The 16,873-nt window shown below is 39.1% G+C and carries 17 protein-coding genes; 11 read left to right on the top strand and 6 right to left on the bottom strand.

All coding sequences use genetic code 11. The features are described 5' to 3' along the window. Positions 1-77: 77 nt before the first annotated feature. The 4 genes from BSHG_RS03535 to BSHG_RS03550 all read left to right on the top strand — a co-directional run bounded on the left by BSHG_RS03535 (position 78) and on the right by BSHG_RS03550 (position 2,366). Positions 78-425 (top strand): DUF805 domain-containing protein, encoded by a 348-nt coding sequence (locus tag BSHG_RS03535; protein WP_005789114.1) that lies wholly within the window; start codon positions 78-80, stop codon positions 423-425. Positions 426-594: 169 nt separating this feature from the next. Then, positions 595-1,014: a Fur family transcriptional regulator gene (locus tag BSHG_RS03540; protein ID WP_005802930.1), complete on the top strand. Its 420-nt coding sequence runs from the start codon at positions 595-597 to the stop codon at positions 1,012-1,014. Between the two features lie 21 nt (positions 1,015-1,035). Then, on the top strand, positions 1,036-1,593 hold the full coding sequence (locus BSHG_RS03545) for an NADH peroxidase (RefSeq protein ID WP_005802932.1): 558 nt from the start codon (positions 1,036-1,038) through the stop codon (positions 1,591-1,593). A gap of 137 nt (positions 1,594-1,730) precedes the next feature. Continuing rightward, a complete protein-coding gene (locus BSHG_RS03550) occupies positions 1,731-2,366 on the top strand; it encodes a SagB/ThcOx family dehydrogenase (RefSeq protein WP_008661044.1) in 636 nt (211 codons plus the stop codon). 380 nt (positions 2,367-2,746) lie between these two features. Here the strand turns inward: BSHG_RS03550 and BSHG_RS03555 are convergent, their stop codons facing one another. Both BSHG_RS03555 and trxA read right to left on the bottom strand, forming a co-directional pair. Next, the gene (locus BSHG_RS03555; RefSeq protein ID WP_005789107.1) at positions 2,747-3,214 is read right to left on the bottom strand and encodes a thioredoxin family protein; all 468 of its coding nucleotides are present in this window, start codon (positions 3,212-3,214) and stop codon (positions 2,747-2,749) included. Between the two features lie 9 nt (positions 3,215-3,223). After that, positions 3,224-3,520, bottom strand: coding sequence for a thioredoxin (trxA, locus tag BSHG_RS03560; protein WP_008661040.1), 297 nt, complete (start codon positions 3,518-3,520; stop codon positions 3,224-3,226). Positions 3,521-3,694: 174 nt separating this feature from the next. Here trxA and BSHG_RS03565 point away from each other — a divergent pair, with 174 nt between their 5' ends. From BSHG_RS03565 to BSHG_RS03575, 3 genes are read left to right on the top strand one after another with little or no spacing between them, the layout of a single operon-like run. After that, the gene (locus BSHG_RS03565; protein WP_008661037.1) at positions 3,695-4,501 is read left to right on the top strand and encodes a UDP-2,3-diacylglucosamine diphosphatase; all 807 of its coding nucleotides are present in this window, start codon (positions 3,695-3,697) and stop codon (positions 4,499-4,501) included. Then, a complete protein-coding gene (locus BSHG_RS03570) occupies positions 4,498-5,622 on the top strand; it encodes a glycosyltransferase family protein (protein WP_005798764.1) in 1,125 nt (374 codons plus the stop codon). The genes BSHG_RS03565 and BSHG_RS03570 overlap by 4 nt, the downstream gene beginning before the upstream one ends. Next, positions 5,619-5,801 (top strand): type II toxin-antitoxin system HicB family antitoxin, encoded by a 183-nt coding sequence (locus BSHG_RS03575; RefSeq protein WP_005789100.1) that lies wholly within the window; start codon positions 5,619-5,621, stop codon positions 5,799-5,801. Before BSHG_RS03570 ends, BSHG_RS03575 begins: the two co-directional genes overlap by 4 nt. A gap of 106 nt (positions 5,802-5,907) precedes the next feature. Here the strand turns inward: BSHG_RS03575 and BSHG_RS03580 are convergent, their stop codons facing one another. The 3 genes from BSHG_RS03580 to BSHG_RS03590 are packed head-to-tail and all read right to left on the bottom strand — an operon-like array spanning position 5,908 to position 11,518. Next, a complete protein-coding gene (locus BSHG_RS03580) occupies positions 5,908-8,076 on the bottom strand; it encodes a S46 family peptidase (RefSeq protein WP_008661032.1) in 2,169 nt (722 codons plus the stop codon). Further along, positions 8,076-10,241: a S46 family peptidase gene (locus tag BSHG_RS03585; RefSeq protein WP_005789096.1), complete on the bottom strand. Its 2,166-nt coding sequence runs from the start codon at positions 10,239-10,241 to the stop codon at positions 8,076-8,078. The genes BSHG_RS03580 and BSHG_RS03585 overlap by 1 nt, the downstream gene beginning before the upstream one ends. Before the next feature lie 41 nt (positions 10,242-10,282). Further along, complete coding sequence (locus BSHG_RS03590; RefSeq protein ID WP_005789094.1) at positions 10,283-11,518, bottom strand: anaerobic sulfatase-maturation protein; 1,236 nt, start codon at positions 11,516-11,518, stop codon at positions 10,283-10,285. Between the two features lie 238 nt (positions 11,519-11,756). Between BSHG_RS03590 and BSHG_RS03595 the strand changes: the two genes are divergently transcribed. The 3 genes from BSHG_RS03595 (at position 11,757) to BSHG_RS03605 (ending at position 14,841) form a co-directional block, all read left to right on the top strand. Then, positions 11,757-12,485: a DUF4369 domain-containing protein gene (locus BSHG_RS03595; RefSeq protein ID WP_005789092.1), complete on the top strand. Its 729-nt coding sequence runs from the start codon at positions 11,757-11,759 to the stop codon at positions 12,483-12,485. A 43-nt stretch (positions 12,486-12,528) separates the two neighbouring features. Further along, complete coding sequence (locus BSHG_RS03600) at positions 12,529-14,289, top strand: tetratricopeptide repeat protein (RefSeq protein ID WP_008661028.1); 1,761 nt, start codon at positions 12,529-12,531, stop codon at positions 14,287-14,289. Positions 14,290-14,454: 165 nt separating this feature from the next. Beyond that, the gene (locus BSHG_RS03605) at positions 14,455-14,841 is read left to right on the top strand and encodes a DUF3244 domain-containing protein (RefSeq protein WP_008661026.1); all 387 of its coding nucleotides are present in this window, start codon (positions 14,455-14,457) and stop codon (positions 14,839-14,841) included. A gap of 485 nt (positions 14,842-15,326) precedes the next feature. On the opposite strand, the gene BSHG_RS03610 is transcribed toward BSHG_RS03605, so the two are convergent. After that, positions 15,327-16,430, bottom strand: a complete 1,104-nt coding sequence (locus BSHG_RS03610; RefSeq protein WP_008661025.1) for a helix-turn-helix domain-containing protein — start codon at positions 16,428-16,430, stop codon at positions 15,327-15,329. A 230-nt stretch (positions 16,431-16,660) separates the two neighbouring features. Between BSHG_RS03610 and BSHG_RS22510 the strand changes: the two genes are divergently transcribed. After that, complete coding sequence (locus BSHG_RS22510; protein ID WP_008661023.1) at positions 16,661-16,870, top strand: NVEALA domain-containing protein; 210 nt, start codon at positions 16,661-16,663, stop codon at positions 16,868-16,870. The last annotated feature ends 3 nt before the right edge of the window (positions 16,871-16,873 follow it).

Below are 16,873 nucleotides of genomic sequence, written 5' to 3'. Positions count from 1 at the left end.
TAGTTAGTATATTTGTGGCAGTTTATAGGAATAAACACAAAATACCAACAATTATTAACTATTAAAAGATTTGAAAGATGAAAGAGTACATTGATGTTTTAAAGAAGTGGAAAGATTTCGACGGTAGAGCCAGAAGACGTGAATACTGGATGTTTGTTTTGTTCATGGCTATTTTTGCTATTGTCGCAAGTATTATTGATGCTATTTTGGGTACGATTTGCGTATTTGTAGGTATTTATTATTTGGCTATGCTTCTGCCTATGATTGCTGTTAGTATACGTCGTATGCACGATATCGGTAAAAGCGGATGGTGGTTGTTTATCACTTTCGTACCGGTGATCGGCAGCCTTTGGTATCTCTTCCTGACTATTCAGGACGGACAGCCGGGTAGCAACCAATACGGTGAAAACCCTAAAGGAATTTAATACGTACATATTATTGTCATAAGAAACGGCATACGAAAGCAATTTTGTATGCCGTTTTTCTGTTTAATCAAAAAAATATTCGTATTTTGTTTGCGAAAATAAAAGAACTCTTTATCTTTGCATCGGATTTAAAATTGTAATAAATACAATTTTGGAAAGGAGGAAGAAAATGGAATCATACAACCGATTACTAGAGCACAACATCAAACCGTCCATGCAGCGAATTGCTATCATGAACTATTTGATGGAACATAAGACACACCCATCGGCTGATGAAATATATACGGAGTTATCTCCCTCTATGCCAACACTTTCAAAGACTACAGTCTATAATACCTTGAGGCTGTTTTCTGAGCAGGGAGCGGCACAAATGCTTACTATTGACGAGCGGAACACCAATTTTGATGCGGACACTTCACAACATGCCCATTTTCTGTGCAAACGTTGCGGGCGTATTTATGATTTGAAATGCCAGGTTGAGATGAAACAAGTGGAAGGCCTTCAAATGGATGGACATGAAGTAAGCGAAGTGCACTACTATTATAAAGGTGTTTGTAAGAAATGTTTAAATGATATACGTATTGACTAATTAATTTAAAATTAAGACGAAATGAAAAAGTTTAGATGTACTGTCTGCGGTTATGTTTGTGAAGGTGACGCAGCTCCTGAGAAATGCCCTTTGTGTAAAGCTCCTGCAAGCAAATTCGTAGAAGTTGTTGAAGAAGAAGGTGGTGCACTCACTTTTGTTGACGAACACGTAATCGGTGTAGCTAAAGGTTGTGACGAGGAAATGATTAAAGACCTGAACAATCACTTCATGGGCGAATGTACTGAAGTTGGTATGTATTTGGCTATGAGCCGTCAGGCCGATCGCGAAGGCTATCCTGAAGTAGCTGAAGCTTTCAAACGTTATGCTTGGGAAGAAGCAGAACATGCTTCTAAGTTTGCTGAACTGTTGGGTGATTGCGTATGGGATACTAAAACAAACCTTGAAAAGAGAATGAATGCTGAAGCCGGTGCTTGCGAAGACAAAAAACGTATCGCTACACGTGCTAAAGCTTTGAATCTGGATGCTATCCACGATACCGTACACGAAATGTGTAAAGACGAAGCTCGTCACGGTAAAGGTTTCGAAGGACTTTATAACCGCTATTTCGGTAAGAAATAATCTACGTAAATGATTTATAGAGAAAGGCTTGTGTCCGGTTTGGGATACAGGCCTTTTTTGTTAAATTTTCTTTTGAAATAAAGATGTTGACTGATGATTCTTTTATATTTGTACTTTACTTAAAAAGATACATAATTATGAAAAAGTTACAGTTTTTAGTGTGTTTCCTGCTTTTGTCGGTAGCAAGCTATGCTGCCGAGCGGACGATTCAGTTACCTAAGCCCGATATGAATCGTGCCGGACTGCTAATGAAAGCGTTATCCGAACGTCATTCTACTCGTGAATATGCTTCGAAGGCTTTGAGTAATACCGATTTATCCGATTTACTCTGGGCTGCCAATGGCATTAACCGGTCATCTGAAGGCAAACGTACAGCTCCGTCAGCCATGAATCGTCAGGATATCGACATATATGTGGTGCTTCCGCAAGGAACTTACCTGTATGATGCTAAAGGGCATAAGCTCAATCTGATTTCTGAGGGAGATCACCGTTCTGCGGTTGCTGGCGGTCAGGCCTTTGTCAACAATGCGCCGGTATCGTTGGTGCTGGTCAGTGATCTGTCTAAGCTGGGTGATGCGAAGAGTAATCATGTTCAATTGATGGGAGCTATGGATGCAGGGATTGTTTCGCAAAACATCTCGTTGTTCTGTTCGGCTGCACGTCTGGCCACAGTCCCGCGTGCATCGATGGATCTGGCACGGCTCAAAACTGCTTTGAAATTAAAGGATACTCAAATGCCGATGATGAATCATCCGGTTGGATATTTTAAATGATGTGTCTTGGCAGATGTTCTGCCAATCTCGTTAACAGTGTTAATTTATCAGGAGATACTTGATTTTCTTAGTGCCAAAAGATTTGATCTTTGCTACCAAATAACTAATGTTTTGCAGTTAAAAGACTAACTTTAACACTATGTTAATTCTAAGCTTTTAATAGCAAAATATAAAAGAAACAAACTGGTGAATATTAGATGGTTGGGTAAACACATCAGATAGGCAGGGCTTTTATGTCCCGATCTTAGATGTAGGGAATAATTGTTTTATTGATAACTTGATATTCGTTCGGAGTGAAGATAGTGAAGACGGCAGCATATAAAAAGGGCATGGTTCCGTTGAGAAAACCATGCCTTTTTTATTATTGAATTTTTTCAGTCCTATTTCTGTTTCAACAGGAACTCGTCGATTGCTTTTTTATAAGTGGCTTTATCTGCTGCTCCACGAAACAGTTGGGGTTCGCCCTCCATTGGGATAAATACAAAGAGGGGAATACTTGTTGCATTGAATAGTGCAGCCAGTTCCTTTTCTTTATCCACGTTCACCTTATATATTACGATTTTTCCGTCATATTCTTTAGCAAGCGATTTCATAATCGGGGCTGTCATGCGGCAGGGACCGCACCAATCTGCATACAGGTCGATAATGGCAGGTTTATCACCTTTATATTTCCACTCTTTTGAATTCTGGTAATCAAAGACATCGTTGATAAACATCTCTTTATTCATCACGATAACCTCACCGCTCTTTGCCTCTTTTTTGTTTTGATCTGCTTTGACTCCATCGTTTACAGCAAACATAATGGTGCTGATCATGGCCAAAGCTACTAATGATAATACTTTCTTCATTCTTTGTTTTTATGTGTATTGTTCAATAACTCCTTTCAGTTCGTTGGCTTGAATCATACCGGAATGGCGCCAGACAGCTTCTCCCTTTTTGAAAAGGATAAAAGTCGGCACAGCCTGAATTCTGTATTTTACAGCTAGTTCTTCGTGTGTGTCCACATCGATTTTTACAATACGGGCTTTCTCGCCTACCTGCTGTTTCAGATCCTCAAGAATCGGTTTCATTGCTTTACAGGGGCCGCACCATTCTGCGAAAAAATCTACTAAAACGGGACTTTGTGACTGTATTAAATCTTCAAATTTTTCCATAATTTTTCCTTTCTTTTGATAAATATAGAGCCCTCGTTTACAGGGGGCAAATATAGTTATTTGTTTTATTATAATAACAGAGAAGTCCCGATTTTGTTCATCATATAGTAACCTTACATTCATCCTTCTGTAATCCGGAAACGGGATCTTTGCGTAACGAAAAAAACAAAAGTTATGCATTTACGGACGTATTATCCCACAGTAGTTCTCTCGGATATTCATCTGGGAACTCAACACTCCAAGACAGAGGAAGTCACTCACTTCCTGAAATCAATAAATTGTGATCGCTTAATTCTGAATGGTGATATCATTGACGGATGGCATTTGCAGAAAAGCGGTTTGGGTAAATGGAAAGCTAAACATACGGATTTCTTCAAAGTAATAATGAAGATGATGGAGAATTTCGGGACACAAGTGATTTATGTTCGTGGTAATCATGATGATTTTCTAGATAATCTGGCCCCTCTGAATTTTTATAATATCCGGATTGTGAAAGACTGTATCTACGAAAGCCACGGCAGACGTTATTATGTGACACATGGAGATATTTTTGATACGGTGACTACTCAAATGAAATGGCTGGCTAAGTTGGGCGACACAGGATATACTTTTCTGTTATGGTTGAATAAGGTATACAATCTCCGCAGAACGAAGCAGGGAAAACCTTATTATTCCCTTTCCCAGTCTATTAAGAATAGGGTAAAGACTGCCGTTTCTTATATTTCTGATTTTGAAAAAGAGCTTGTTGGCCTGGCAAGGGCTAAAAAGTGTGATGGCGTGATATGCGGTCATATTCACCATCCTGCCAATACTTTTTATGAAGATATCCATTATCTGAATTCAGGCGACTGGGTAGAAACACTTTCGGCTCTTACTGAAGATGAAGATGGTAACTGGACTATCCGCTATTTTGATAGTGGATTACTAAAGGAAGATAATCATAAGGAAAAACAAACTATATCCATAACAATAGCATCATGAAATTTCTGTTTATTGTGCAAGGAGAGGGGAGAGGGCATTTCACCCAAGCCATTACCCTTGAAGACATGTTATTACGTAATGGGCACCAGGTAGTGGAGGTTCTTGTCGGCAAAAGTTCGTCACGTACCTTGCCCGGCTTTTTCAACCGGAGTATCCAGGCACCGGTAAAGCGTTTCACCAGTCCGAATTTTTTGCCTACAGCCGAAAATAAACGGGCTGATCTGAAAAAGAGTTTTGCATACAATCTGATACACGTACCGGAATATTTTCGCAGTATGTGTTATATCAATCAGCGCATTAAGGAAACAGGGGCGGAAGTTGTGATCAACTTCTACGAACTTCTGACCGGACTTACCTACGCACTCTTCCGTCCCTCCGTTCCTTATGTTTGCATCGGACACCAATATCTGTTTTTGCACAACCACTTTGAGTTTCCCCGAAAAAGTGTGATTCAACTCTCCATGTTGCGCTTTTTCACGCGGATGACGAGTCTGCGCGCTAGCAGGCGGTTGGCACTCTCTTTTCGTAAAATGGAATCGGACCGGACTGAACGGATATCCGTTGTTCCTCCTCTGCTTCGCAGGGAAGTGACCGCTATGCAGCCGGAACAGGGTAACTACATTCACGGATATATGGTTAACTCAGGTTTTGCAGATAGTGTAGAGGCTTTCCATGCCTTGCATCCTGAAATTCCTATGCACTTTTTCTGGGATAAACAGGATGCTGACGAGGTGACTAAAGTGGATGCCACACTGAGTTTTCATCAGATTGATGATGTGAAGTTTCTTAATAGAATGGCCGGTTGCAGAGCATATGCCAGTACGGCCGGTTTTGAGTCTATCTGTGAAGCGATGTATCTGGGCAAACCTGTACTGATGGTTCCTGCTCATATTGAGCAGGATTGCAATGCTTATGATGCCCGGCAGGCCGGTGCCGGAATTATTGGAGAATCTTTCGATTTGGAGTCGTTGCTTCGTTTTGCCGGAACGTATGTTCCCAACCGGGAATTTATTCGTTGGGTTCGTAGCTGTGAACGACAGATCATTGGAGAACTTGAACGACTTGCTGATCAACATTCGGCTGTCACTGTACCTACATTAACTAATTATTTTCCGATATGAAATTGAATAAGACTGATTATATGCTTGAGCGCACATCCGATGGCGGTTATTATGCTTGGCTTACTGTAAATATGCAGTGTAATGCGTATGGGGATTCACCCGAAGAAGCGGTAAAAAACCTGGAACAGACCATGGAAGACCTGGTTGAAGAAATGTATTTGGTAGAGGATTTTATATAGGACAAGAGTTTATAGCATATCAGATGCTGAAACTGAGAAAAAACTTCATTGATAATCAAAAGAGACAGGGTACGCCGTTTGAACGGAAGTGTACCCTGTCTTTTTATTATTCTTCTACAATATCCAGCTCCTTGATGATGTGTGAGGCACCTGCATACTTATCAATAATAAATAGAGTATAGCGGATGTCTACTACTGCGGCACGTTGTGAAGAAGGCCGGAAAGCAATGTCTCCTGTCAGGCCTTCATAATTACGATCGAATCCGGTCCCGATCAATTGCCCTTTTCCATTGAATACCGGGCTTCCGGAATTTCCTCCTGTATTGTCTGTATTGACAATGAAGCAAACAGGCATTTCTCCGTTTTCCATCGCGTAATGTCCGAAGTCTTTTGCATGATACAGTTGTTTTAGTTTTTGAGGCACTACGAACTCCCAATTATCCGGATCTTCTTTTTGCATTACCCCTTTCAGTGTTGTATAGTAATTGTATACTGTCCCGTCGGCGGGCTCGTACGGCAATACCTGACCATAAGTTAACCTCAGGGTTGAGTTTGCATCCGGATAGATAGGCGTACCGGCAACTTGACGCATATCCATCATACCTTTTACCCATACTTTATGAGCTGCATCATAGTTCTTATTGGCATCCTTCATGGCGAGTGCCGTTTTCAACAGTCCGTCCGTGATGGAATATTTAAAGAGGATCATCCAGTCTTTATCCAGTTTGTTAAGAGTGGGGTGAGCGATAAACTTGTTGAAGTTCTCTTTCGAACCAAAGATCGAGTACTTGAAGCAAGCATCGATAAAGGCATCCTTGTTCCCTTTAAAACGGCTGTCTATTACTTTGAAAATACCGATTTGCTGATCTTCCGGAATATATCCGGCATAGGTTTCCAGCATTTTCTTTCCTACGAGTCGTTCTACTTCCGGAAACGGAACAGATGCGAAATATTTATCTGCTTCTGCTTTCAGCTTATCAGTTTCTTCTTTAATCTTTGTGGCATTTTTGCTTTCAAGTGCTTTTTTCAATCCGTCGGTTGAAGGAATTTTCATGAAATCGAGTGCCGTTACCAATGCTTCGCTGATGGCTTGCTGATGATACATGGCATCATGACGATGCGCCACAATCGAGCGTATCTCATCAAAAGCCTTTTGATAAGAGTCATCGCCTTTCTCACGTCCCATTGCCAACAGTTGTTCTTGTTGCTTTTCTTTGGTATCCAACACTTTCAGTCGGACCAAACCTTCGTTCATACCGATGGCATTTTTCCAGTAATTAGCGGAGGAAGCATATTTGCTTGCATAATGTATGCGTACTGCCGGATCTTTCAGCATTTGATCCATCAGTACGGCCTGCCGTGCCTCACGTACGTGGTGGCGCATGAAGTTGGTTGTTTGCATTCGTTCTTTCACTTCGTCGGAAATCATGTAGCGCCAGTTGCGTCCGGGAAATCCCATGACAAATGTAAAATCACCTTCTTTAACTCCTGCCAGGCTGATTGTCAAATGTTTCTTTACTTGTAAAGGAACATTGTCTTTAGAGTATTCAGCCGGCTGACCGTTCTTGTCTGCATAAATGCGGAACAAAGAAAAGTCTCCTGTGTGGCGTGGCCACATCCAGTTGTCGGTATCAGCTCCAAATTTGCCGATCGAAGAAGGAGGGGCACCTACCATGCGAATGTCATTGTAGACTGTCTTTACAAATAGATAGTATTTGTTGCCTCCGTAAAATGGTTTCAGCTCCAAACGTGTTGCCGGAGTGATTTGGATATTTTCTGCTTTTGCAAATCGGTCGGCAACCGTTGCCAGATATTTGGGAGACAAATAATTGATGCCGTTGGGATCGTCATCTTTTTTAAGTTGCTCGTTTACATAGGTTGTCACGTCCAGGATACGGTCGATGAAGGTTACTGTCAACCCTTTGCAGGGTAACTCTTCGTTCCGGTTCATTGCCCAGAATCCATTTGTCAGATAATCGTGATCTACACTGCTATGTTGTTGAATTGCTCCATATCCGCAGTGGTGATTAGTCAATACCAATCCCTCCGCCGAGATGATTTCACCGGTACATCCGCCTCCGAAATGTACAACAGCATCTTTTAAAGCTATTCCATCCGGATTGTAGACTTCCTCTATAGGGATTTGTAACCCGAGATCCATCATGGCAGCTTCATTCTGTGCTTTCAGGTCAGTCAGCATCCACATTCCTTCGTCAGCACTGACGGCCAATGCCATCAGTGCAAACGCAGCAGATAATAAGTTTCTTTTCATCATTATTCAACAATCGTCATTTCGTTAATCAAATGTCCACATCCTCCCAGCTTTTCGAGAATAAAGAGTACATAACGGATGTCCAGGTTGATACAGCGTTGCAGGTTATTATCGAAATTGATGTCACCGCTCAGTGATTCCCAGTTACCATCGAATGCACAACCGATCAATTCGCCGTTTTCGTTCAGTACCGGACTTCCGGAGTTACCGCCTGTGATGTCATTGGTAGACAGGAAACAAACCGGCATTTCACCATTGGGCAATGCATAGCGTCCGAAATCTTTTTTCTCGATCAACTCTTTCAGTTTGGCAGGTACTACGAATTCACGGTCTTCCGGATTTTCTTTTTCAAGGATTCCGTCGGTTGTTGTGTAGTATTTGTAATATACCCCATCTTTCGGGCTGTATGGTTTCACATTGCCATAGGTCAGGCGGATAGTGAAATTGGCATCCGGATAAGATGGTACAGGCAATTTCATTTCACCTAGTCCGCGGATATATGTTTTGTGTAATAAAGCCAGTTCTTCCGGCAATTTTCCCATTTGCTCGGCCAGATTGGTGTATTTGTCAAACTTGGCACGTGAATATTGAGTGGCTATATCTTTTTCGATTGCTTTTACAGTCGGTTTTTTGATGAATTTATCAAAGTTTGCCTGATTGGCCAAAATTGAAGTATCGTACATTGCATCTACGTAGGCATTGTAGTCGCCTTTGTACTCTTTCTCAATCACATCGTAGATGGCAGGACGCTGTCCGGCAGGAATCATTTCTGCGTATAGTGGCAACAGGGCTTTGGCCACTTTACGGTCTACTTCGTGATCATAGTCTTTATTATGGATGTCGTTGAATACCTCTTTCAGCACTTTGATGTTAGCTTCAATACTTGAATCGTTTTTCTGTTCCAATGCTTCTTTCAGTTTGTCCATTACCATAAATGGGCTACCGAATTCAATACCGCCGAAGAATGTTTCCGTCAGACAGGTCTGTTGATATTTGATTGGAGAAGTTTTAGCTACAGCCTCGTCGATCTTTGCCACTACATTCATGTAGTCGGTATTATTTTTTTCTTTGGCAAACTTAGCGAATTTAGCTTCCTGTTCTGCTTTTGTTCCCAAAACATTGTTATCGATGATAGCTTTGTTCATGCCGATGGAGTTCTTCCAATAGTTGCTTGAACCTGCATATTTATTGGCATATTGAATACGTACTTTATCGCTGGCATTCATCGCTTCTTTCAACACGTCCTGACGGGTTCCGCGGATACGGATACGGGGGGCATTGCTTGCCTCCATGCGTTCTTTCACTTCCGAGACGGTGAGATAACGGCTGGTGCTTCCCGGGAATCCCATAATCATGGCATAATCTCCCTCTTTCAGCCCTTTGATAGAGATGTTCAGGTGTTTTTTGGTTTTCAGGGGGACATTGGAAGCACTGTATTCTGCCGGTTCGCCATTCGCGTCGGCATAGATACGGAACATTGAAAAGTCACCGGTATGGCGTGGCCACATCCAGTTGTCTGTTTCACCACCGAACTTACCGATTGATGAAGGAGGAGCGGCAACCATACGTACGTCCGGATATACCTTCTTATAAAACATATAGAATTTATTTCCGGCGTAAAAAGGCAAAGCTTGAGGAACGATTCCTTTTTTTCCTTTCAAGTCGCTCTTTTCAAACAACTCCTTAGCCAGTTTATTAAGAAATGTACTGCTGAATGATTCTGATTCAGTGATTTCTTTAGCGGCAATTCTTAAATTTACAATATCCGTAATGTCTTCTATGCGTTCGATAAATGTAAATTTCAGTCCTGGAGTCGGCAATTCTTTGTCTCTTGAAGTTGCCCAAAATCCATCTGTCAGATAATCATGCTCTACAGAGCTATGTTGTTGGATGGAAGCGTATCCGCAGTGGTGATTGGTTAATATCAATCCTTCCGGTGAAATAATCTCGCCGGTACATCCTCCCCCGAAGATACCTACGGCATCTTTCAGTGAGACTCCGTTAGGATTATACAAATCCTGTGCCTCGAGTTTCAGTCCCTGTTTTTTCATCATATCGATAGAGTGTTGCTGCTGCATTAATTGCAGTAACCACATACCCTCGTCCGCTTTTGCGGAACAAACGGCCAGCGCAGTCAGCGCCAGTAAGTAAAGTTTGAGTCTGTTCATTAGTTTGTAAAAAAATTAGAATGATTCGTTGTTTTACTATTTTAATCTATGATCAATTTGTTTTCTTTGATAGCGTCCATCACATTGGCCGGCGGCCGCTGGTTCATCAATTCGTTTTTCATGAAATCCATATAAGGAGCCACATGCTTGAAAAATTGATGATATCCTTTGCACAGATAGTTTAGTCCCGGTTCACCATTTGCTGTGCGACAAAAACGATTTTTGGGGCATTCACCATTGCAGGCAAATAAAAATTCGCACTCTTTACACTGGGTGGGAAGTGACTTTTGTTTCATTTGTCCGAAAGCAGTCTGGCGTTCACTATACATCATCTCTACCAAAGTTTGATTGTAAATGTTGCCCAGTTTGAATTCCGGAAACACGAAATGGTCACATGAGTAGACGTCTCCGTTGAATTCCATTACGCCGGCGTGTCCGCATGTTTTTGCCATGGAGCATACTCCCGGTTGTTCGCCTACCCAGTTGGCAAGGGTAGAATCGAAGAGTTGGATATAATAGTCGCCTACATCTTCTTTCACCCATTCATCGAAGAGTGTACAGAGAAAGTTTCCCCATTGCTCCGGTGTTACGGAAAATTCTGCCAGTTCTCCTCCTTCGCGCTGTGCCAGTGAGGCCAGATGACGTCCGTCCTGATGCGGGAAGATCCGTTCCACAATGGGAGCGAACTGAATATAATGGCAACCTAATTCTTTGAAAAAGTGATAAAAGTCCAACGGATAATCAGCATTAAAGTCATTTACTACCGCCATGGCATTCCATTCTACTCCATGCTTTTTCAAAAGATTGATGCCATTCATGACTTTCACAAACGAGGGTTTGCCAAGCTTGTTTTTCCGGTATTCATCATGAAACTCTTGAGGACCGTCTATCGAGACTCCTACCAGCCAGTTGTTTTCACGAAAAAACTCACACCACTCGTCGGTCAACAGGGTTCCGTTAGTCTGTATGCAGTTGTCTATGCTTCTTCCACGGGCATATTTCTTCTGCAACTCCATTGCTTTTTTGTAGAAAGAGAGTGGACGCATCAATGTCTCTCCTCCGTGCCAGGTGAAGAGTACTTGCGGCATGGTTTGCGAATTGATGTATTGCTCGATAAACTTTTCAAGCAGTTCATCGCTCATCACATGTTTGGGATTTTCTTGATAAAGCCGGGACTTTTCCAGATAATAACAATAATCACATGCAAGGTTGCATACAGCCCCTACAGGCTTGAGCATTACGTATAGCGGCTTGGCAAAGGGTGCGTAGGTAGACATTTCTATAATATACGGTTACAATTTTACGGATTAACGGATTGACGGCTTCAATAACTCATTGACTATTTGTCAACTCCGAAAGTGCAAATTTAGGTAAAGTAAATGAAAAATCCGTCCTTATGTAGATGTTTATAAGGATTATTAAAGAAAAGAGTCTTACAAGTTTTAAATATTGATAAAATGTTTCATTTGCATACGAATCCGTTGTACCTTTGTCGTCGAAAAAGTTGTGTATCCTATGAATAAAGTATTGCCTTTTTTACTTTTGCTTTTTGTTTTTACCTCTTGTAGTCGCAAGTATAAGATTGAAGGCGCCTCTTCTGTAACCAGTCTGGACGGTAAAATGCTTTTTATTAAAGTGCTTCAGAATGGCGAGTGGCTCAATATTGATTCTGCCGAAGTGGTGCATGGACTATTTTCGATGAAAGGTAAAGTCGATTCGGTAGTAATGGCTACACTCTATATCGGTGACGAAAGCATCATGCCTTTAGTGATTGAAAAAGGTAATATTCAGGTTTCAATTACAAATACAGAATTGGTAGCAAAAGGAACCGCTCTGAACAATGCCCTCTACGCTTTTATTGATAAAAAGAATTCATTGGATGTTCAGATAGAAGAATTGCAACGTAAAGAAGCCCGCATGGTGATGGATGGTGCCGACTTGGCTGATATTCATGAGCAATTGACTCACGAGGGCGATTCGTTAATGCAAGATATGAATGGCTTTATCAAAAAATTTATCTCAGATAACTACGAAACAGTTTTAGGTCCGAGTGTATTTATGATGCTGTGCAGCACACTACCTTATCCTGTTATGACTCCCCAAATAGAGGACATCATGAAAGATGCTCCTTATTCGTTTAAGAATAACAAATTAGTGAAGGATTTTATTACAAAAGCGAAATCGAATATGGAGCTGATTGAAGAGCATCAGCGCATGGAACAAAATGCGACCTTGAACCATTAGCTAATAAGTTTTTTTCGTATTTTTGCGAAAAAACTTAATGAAAATGAACACGCACTCACTATTTGGTTACCTTTTTATTGCTTTATTTAGTCTTTTAGTTGTATCATGTTATTCGACGCCGGATGGAGTCATGTCATCTCTATCTCAGGCTGAGAAAATAATGGAATCTCGCCCGGATAGTGCAATGGCTATTTTGCAACATATCCCAACTCCGGAAACTCTTCATGGTAAAGCGCAGGCGGACTATAGCCTATTGATGACACAGGCTATGGATAAAAACTACATAAATTTTACTTCAGATTCGCTGATTAAATTTGCTGTTGGTTATTATGGAGGCCATACTGAAGATCTTGTAGCTAAAGGAAAATCCTTTTATTATTATGGAAGGGTGATGGAAAGCCTTGATAAAGTAGAGGATGCAATGACGTTTTATTTAAAGGCGAAAGATGTACTTCAAAGCAGTGATCAGTTTAAATTATTGGGACTTGTAACAGAGAAAATTGGAGATTTAAATCGCCGGCAGAAATTACTTGATGCAGCTTTAAATGATTATAAAGAATCGTTTGATTTTTATGCTTCAATACCAGATTCTTTATGTATGCTTTATGCGTATAGGAATTTAGGTCGGGGATTCTTATATAAGAATCAAATAGACAGTGCTTACTATTATTATGATAAAGCATTATATATTTTAAACCTTAAAAAGTATTCTGCTGTAGGATCAATACTTTTAGAATTAGGAGTAATTCATCGTTCTGAAAAAGATTATGTTGGTGCTGAGCAATATTTTTTATCTTTTATAGAAAAAGAAAAAGATCCAGAAAAATTATTTTCAGGTTATTTAGCATTGGGAAATCTGTATTTATATATGGACAGATTAAAAGATGCAGAGAGATATCTCTTATTATGTCTTGGAAGTTCTAATCTCGTTATAAAGAGAGATGCTTGTGAATGTTTATATGATTTGGAGAAAGAATTGAATAATTTTAAAGGTGCTATCGGGTATAAAGACATAGCTGACTCTTTACGAATTATTACTCAAGATATTGATATTCAAAATAGCATAGCAACTTTACAGAGTCGGTATAATAGTGAAAAATGGCAGAGGGAAAGTCTACAATCCAGTATTGAGAAAAAGAATATTCTTTTAATAAGTTCATTTGTGAGTTTTATTGCAATAATGGTTATTATTTATATTTATTATAAATATAGAACGAATCAGAAACTGGTTAAGGATATCAATGAAAGAATTCGTAAAAATGATGCTGACATAAAGATGTATCAAAGGCAAATACTCAATTATCAGGACTTACAAAGAGAAACATTGCAGGATTATCGAAATCAGATAGGAGAATTGCATGGGAAAATGTCTGTCCTTGAAGATCAGAATAAAGCATTATCTCTTCGTTTAACAGAGAAGAAGCATGATATACCGGAAAGTGAAGCCGATGATCTCTATGCTATTTATATGCAAGCACTTCATATACTAATAATGTTAAGAGGGAAAAATATAGAGAATACTTCAGGTAAGAAATTGCTTTTGGATGCCGATTGGGATAAGTTATTTCATCTATCTAATGCTATACATGGTGATTTTATTACGCGTATTAAGAATGATTTTCCTACTCTTACCAAACATGATATTGAAATTTGCTGTCTATTAAGATTTGGTATTGAACATGAGGTCTTAGGAAGTATTTTTCTGACGGAGACTGATTCAGTGACAAAAGCTAAAAGACGTATGAAAAAACGACTGAATCTATCTGCTTCGGATGATTTGGACGTTTTTTTGCTAAAATATTAGTTTGGCTTGAGGGGAAATTGTCCGGGTAAATATCTGTTCCTTATTTTTTATCTATTGATTTTAAGATAATTAGATGCCATTAACCCTACCTGAATTTGTCCGGGTAATTTCTTTGGCTGTCTGAAAAATATGCGCTACATTTGACGAAACCAAAACAAATAAAATATGAAATTGCGTGTTATTTTATCGTTAATTGTGGTATTGTTCATTGGACAGTCCATGTGTGCTATGTCCACTCAAATTCTTCGTAGACCCATTGTTTTAGATGGTGAAATTATCGAAGAAGGTAATCGTTCCATCAATCCGTTGATTCCTATTTCTGCAGATATTGATGGCACTACTTTATTTATTGAATTTACAAAGGTTATAGGTAATGTGGATATTACAGTGAAAGATGATACCAAAAAAGAAGTTTATTCATCTTCTGTGGATGTAACTGCTGCTAATCAAGCTACTTCGTTCTCTATTGCCGATTTAGCACCGGGAACTTACCTGCTTGAATTTACCAATTCGAATGGTGGTTATGTATATGGACAATTTATTGTAGAATAAATAATTTTAGTTTAGATGAAAAGCATATTATTATCTGCGGCGATGGAACGTATAAGCAATCAGGCAATCAAGAGGATATAGCTCATTTACTGGAAGGGAGATAAGCTATATGTCGGAAGTAAGTGAACGAGAGTGGGACAATTGGAGATGTTTGTTTACCACCCCTTGTGAAAAATGGATTAATCTTACAGATGCTGAGCTTCAAAGTTAATATGCTGTAGGCTTTACAGACAAACCTGTTAAATCTGATGATGGATATTTTTCAATGGCAAATTACTCCATGAAGATAAGCAGGTATGTGAAAAGATTCTAAGAGTAGTTTCATCTCTATGTTAGCATTCATTGATGCAACACTGGATTTGGACTTGTTTTTTTATATAGTACTATCATATGTTTTTAGTTTAATTGTTTAATACTTAAATGGTTGTTGTGTGCGGGGTGCGTGATGTATCCCGCATACTTTTTATTATTTTATCCTTATATATCTATATTTTTTCTGCTGATTTATCCCTGATTAGTACATAGTATTCTTCATTAGTCTTGTCAGTGATAATTGTATACTTACTGTTGATTTCCTCTAAAATTTTCTTTAATTTATTGATTGCGCTTGTCATATTATTGGTTGGATCACTGTTTTTAGGCCAAAACTCTTCCTTCAATTCGTGTTTGTTCACTCTGTAATTAGGCCTATTTAAGAAAAATATTAATATCTTTTGTTGTTGATTAGGCATTTTGATCGGACGGTCATTGAATAGGACAAAGTCTTTCTCAAAGACAAATTGATCCTTGAATGATAACTCCTCTTTTATGGTAGAATTAGTCTGCTTTTCTGTTTCTACAGTATTGTCAACTGATATGGGGTCCGTGATAATATTGGGATCTGATGTTATATCAACTGTAGATACAGATCTGTTCTTTTGCTGTTTCCTATAGTATAGTACAAATAGAGTAATGGTGTAGATGAGAATCACTTCGACTACTAAATTGATGTAGATATTGGTTTTAGGCATTCGCTTCCACAAAGTTGAGAAACTATAGTCGATATACATTATGTAATCTACACTAACAATTTCATTTTCTAGACGATAGGTAATCATTTCTGCATTGCGAGGGATGCTATTTGATGGTTGACTCCATATTTCTCTTTGTAGATGTTTGGAGACAATTATTCCAGTATTGATATATCCTTTTATATCATTTTTATTTAAGTCTTTAATTATTAGGGCTTGTATATCACTACTTTGTAAACTATCCATCATAAGTAACCCCAATTGGCGAGCGAATAATATTTCACTATCCACGTCTTGAATTTTGTGCTGATAGGTAAACAAGGTATCTCTTGAACAGAAGGTCCGAGTCTCATACGTACCTATTTTGTTAGGTGAGTTATTAAAACCATTTAAGGGTATATCTTTACATTTTTGGATTGTATTGTTGGCAACTGCCTCCTTCAAGATATTTTCAACTTGTGGCTTGAATGCTTCTTTTTCTTTTTGAATAAGAGAGTGAATGATATAGGTTGAGGCACCTATGGCAATCATAATAAAAAGTATAATGACTCCAATTACTAAAAATATTCTTTTATTCATATTTGCCAGATCTTGTGTTGGTGTTGCAAAGTTACTTTAAAAGTTTGAATTTACCACCCTATTTGTTGAATTAGTAATAAAAACAATTGCTATCTTATTAGAATCTAATATATTGATATTTAGACGTCATTAAATAAAATGACGTTATCAATAAAAGTGTTGACATAGAATGTTTGCATGCTTCTATTCACTCGCTTATCTTTGCTGATATTTATTAAATTATTGATGAAATGAAAATAAAGATTTTAGCGGTATTAGCCGTTGTTACAGTAGTTATAGTCTCTATGTTTATGAGAGAAAAGAGAGAAGATCCTTCATCATTAGTAATGATGAATGTGGAAGCGTTGGCGACAGGGGAGGGGACTTCACCTGCTATGTGTGTTGGATACGGTTCAGTGGTTTGTCCCAATGACGGATCTAAAGTATTATATTATTATTAAAAT

Origin of the sequence: Bacteroides sp. 3_2_5, from assembly GCF_000159855.2 — a bacterium.
Lineage (GTDB): Bacteria > Bacteroidota > Bacteroidia > Bacteroidales > Bacteroidaceae > Bacteroides > Bacteroides fragilis.
Note: the sequence above shows the minus strand (reverse complement) of the source record. Positions and strands in the feature narration are given on the sequence as shown.

Excerpts from the sequence above, each read along its gene's own strand:
- BSHG_RS03535 (WP_005789114.1), top strand. The coding sequence starts at position 78 with ATGAAAGAGTACATTGATGTTTTAAAGAAGTGGAAAGATTTCGACGGT.
- BSHG_RS03540 (WP_005802930.1), top strand. The coding sequence starts at position 595 with ATGGAATCATACAACCGATTACTAGAGCACAACATCAAACCGTCCATG.
- BSHG_RS03545 (WP_005802932.1), top strand. The coding sequence starts at position 1,036 with ATGAAAAAGTTTAGATGTACTGTCTGCGGTTATGTTTGTGAAGGTGAC.
- BSHG_RS03550 (WP_008661044.1), top strand. The coding sequence starts at position 1,731 with ATGAAAAAGTTACAGTTTTTAGTGTGTTTCCTGCTTTTGTCGGTAGCA.
- BSHG_RS03555 (WP_005789107.1), bottom strand. The coding sequence starts at position 3,214 with ATGAAGAAAGTATTATCATTAGTAGCTTTGGCCATGATCAGCACCATT.
- trxA (WP_008661040.1), bottom strand. The coding sequence starts at position 3,520 with ATGGAAAAATTTGAAGATTTAATACAGTCACAAAGTCCCGTTTTAGTA.
- BSHG_RS03565 (WP_008661037.1), top strand. The coding sequence starts at position 3,695 with ATGCATTTACGGACGTATTATCCCACAGTAGTTCTCTCGGATATTCAT.
- BSHG_RS03570 (WP_005798764.1), top strand. The coding sequence starts at position 4,498 with ATGAAATTTCTGTTTATTGTGCAAGGAGAGGGGAGAGGGCATTTCACC.
- BSHG_RS03575 (WP_005789100.1), top strand. The coding sequence starts at position 5,619 with ATGAAATTGAATAAGACTGATTATATGCTTGAGCGCACATCCGATGGC.
- BSHG_RS03580 (WP_008661032.1), bottom strand. The coding sequence starts at position 8,076 with ATGATGAAAAGAAACTTATTATCTGCTGCGTTTGCACTGATGGCATTG.
- BSHG_RS03585 (WP_005789096.1), bottom strand. The coding sequence starts at position 10,241 with ATGAACAGACTCAAACTTTACTTACTGGCGCTGACTGCGCTGGCCGTT.
- BSHG_RS03590 (WP_005789094.1), bottom strand. The coding sequence starts at position 11,518 with ATGTCTACCTACGCACCCTTTGCCAAGCCGCTATACGTAATGCTCAAG.
- BSHG_RS03595 (WP_005789092.1), top strand. The coding sequence starts at position 11,757 with ATGAATAAAGTATTGCCTTTTTTACTTTTGCTTTTTGTTTTTACCTCT.
- BSHG_RS03600 (WP_008661028.1), top strand. The coding sequence starts at position 12,529 with ATGAACACGCACTCACTATTTGGTTACCTTTTTATTGCTTTATTTAGT.
- BSHG_RS03605 (WP_008661026.1), top strand. The coding sequence starts at position 14,455 with ATGAAATTGCGTGTTATTTTATCGTTAATTGTGGTATTGTTCATTGGA.
- BSHG_RS03610 (WP_008661025.1), bottom strand. The coding sequence starts at position 16,430 with ATGAATAAAAGAATATTTTTAGTAATTGGAGTCATTATACTTTTTATT.
- BSHG_RS22510 (WP_008661023.1), top strand. The coding sequence starts at position 16,661 with ATGAAAATAAAGATTTTAGCGGTATTAGCCGTTGTTACAGTAGTTATA.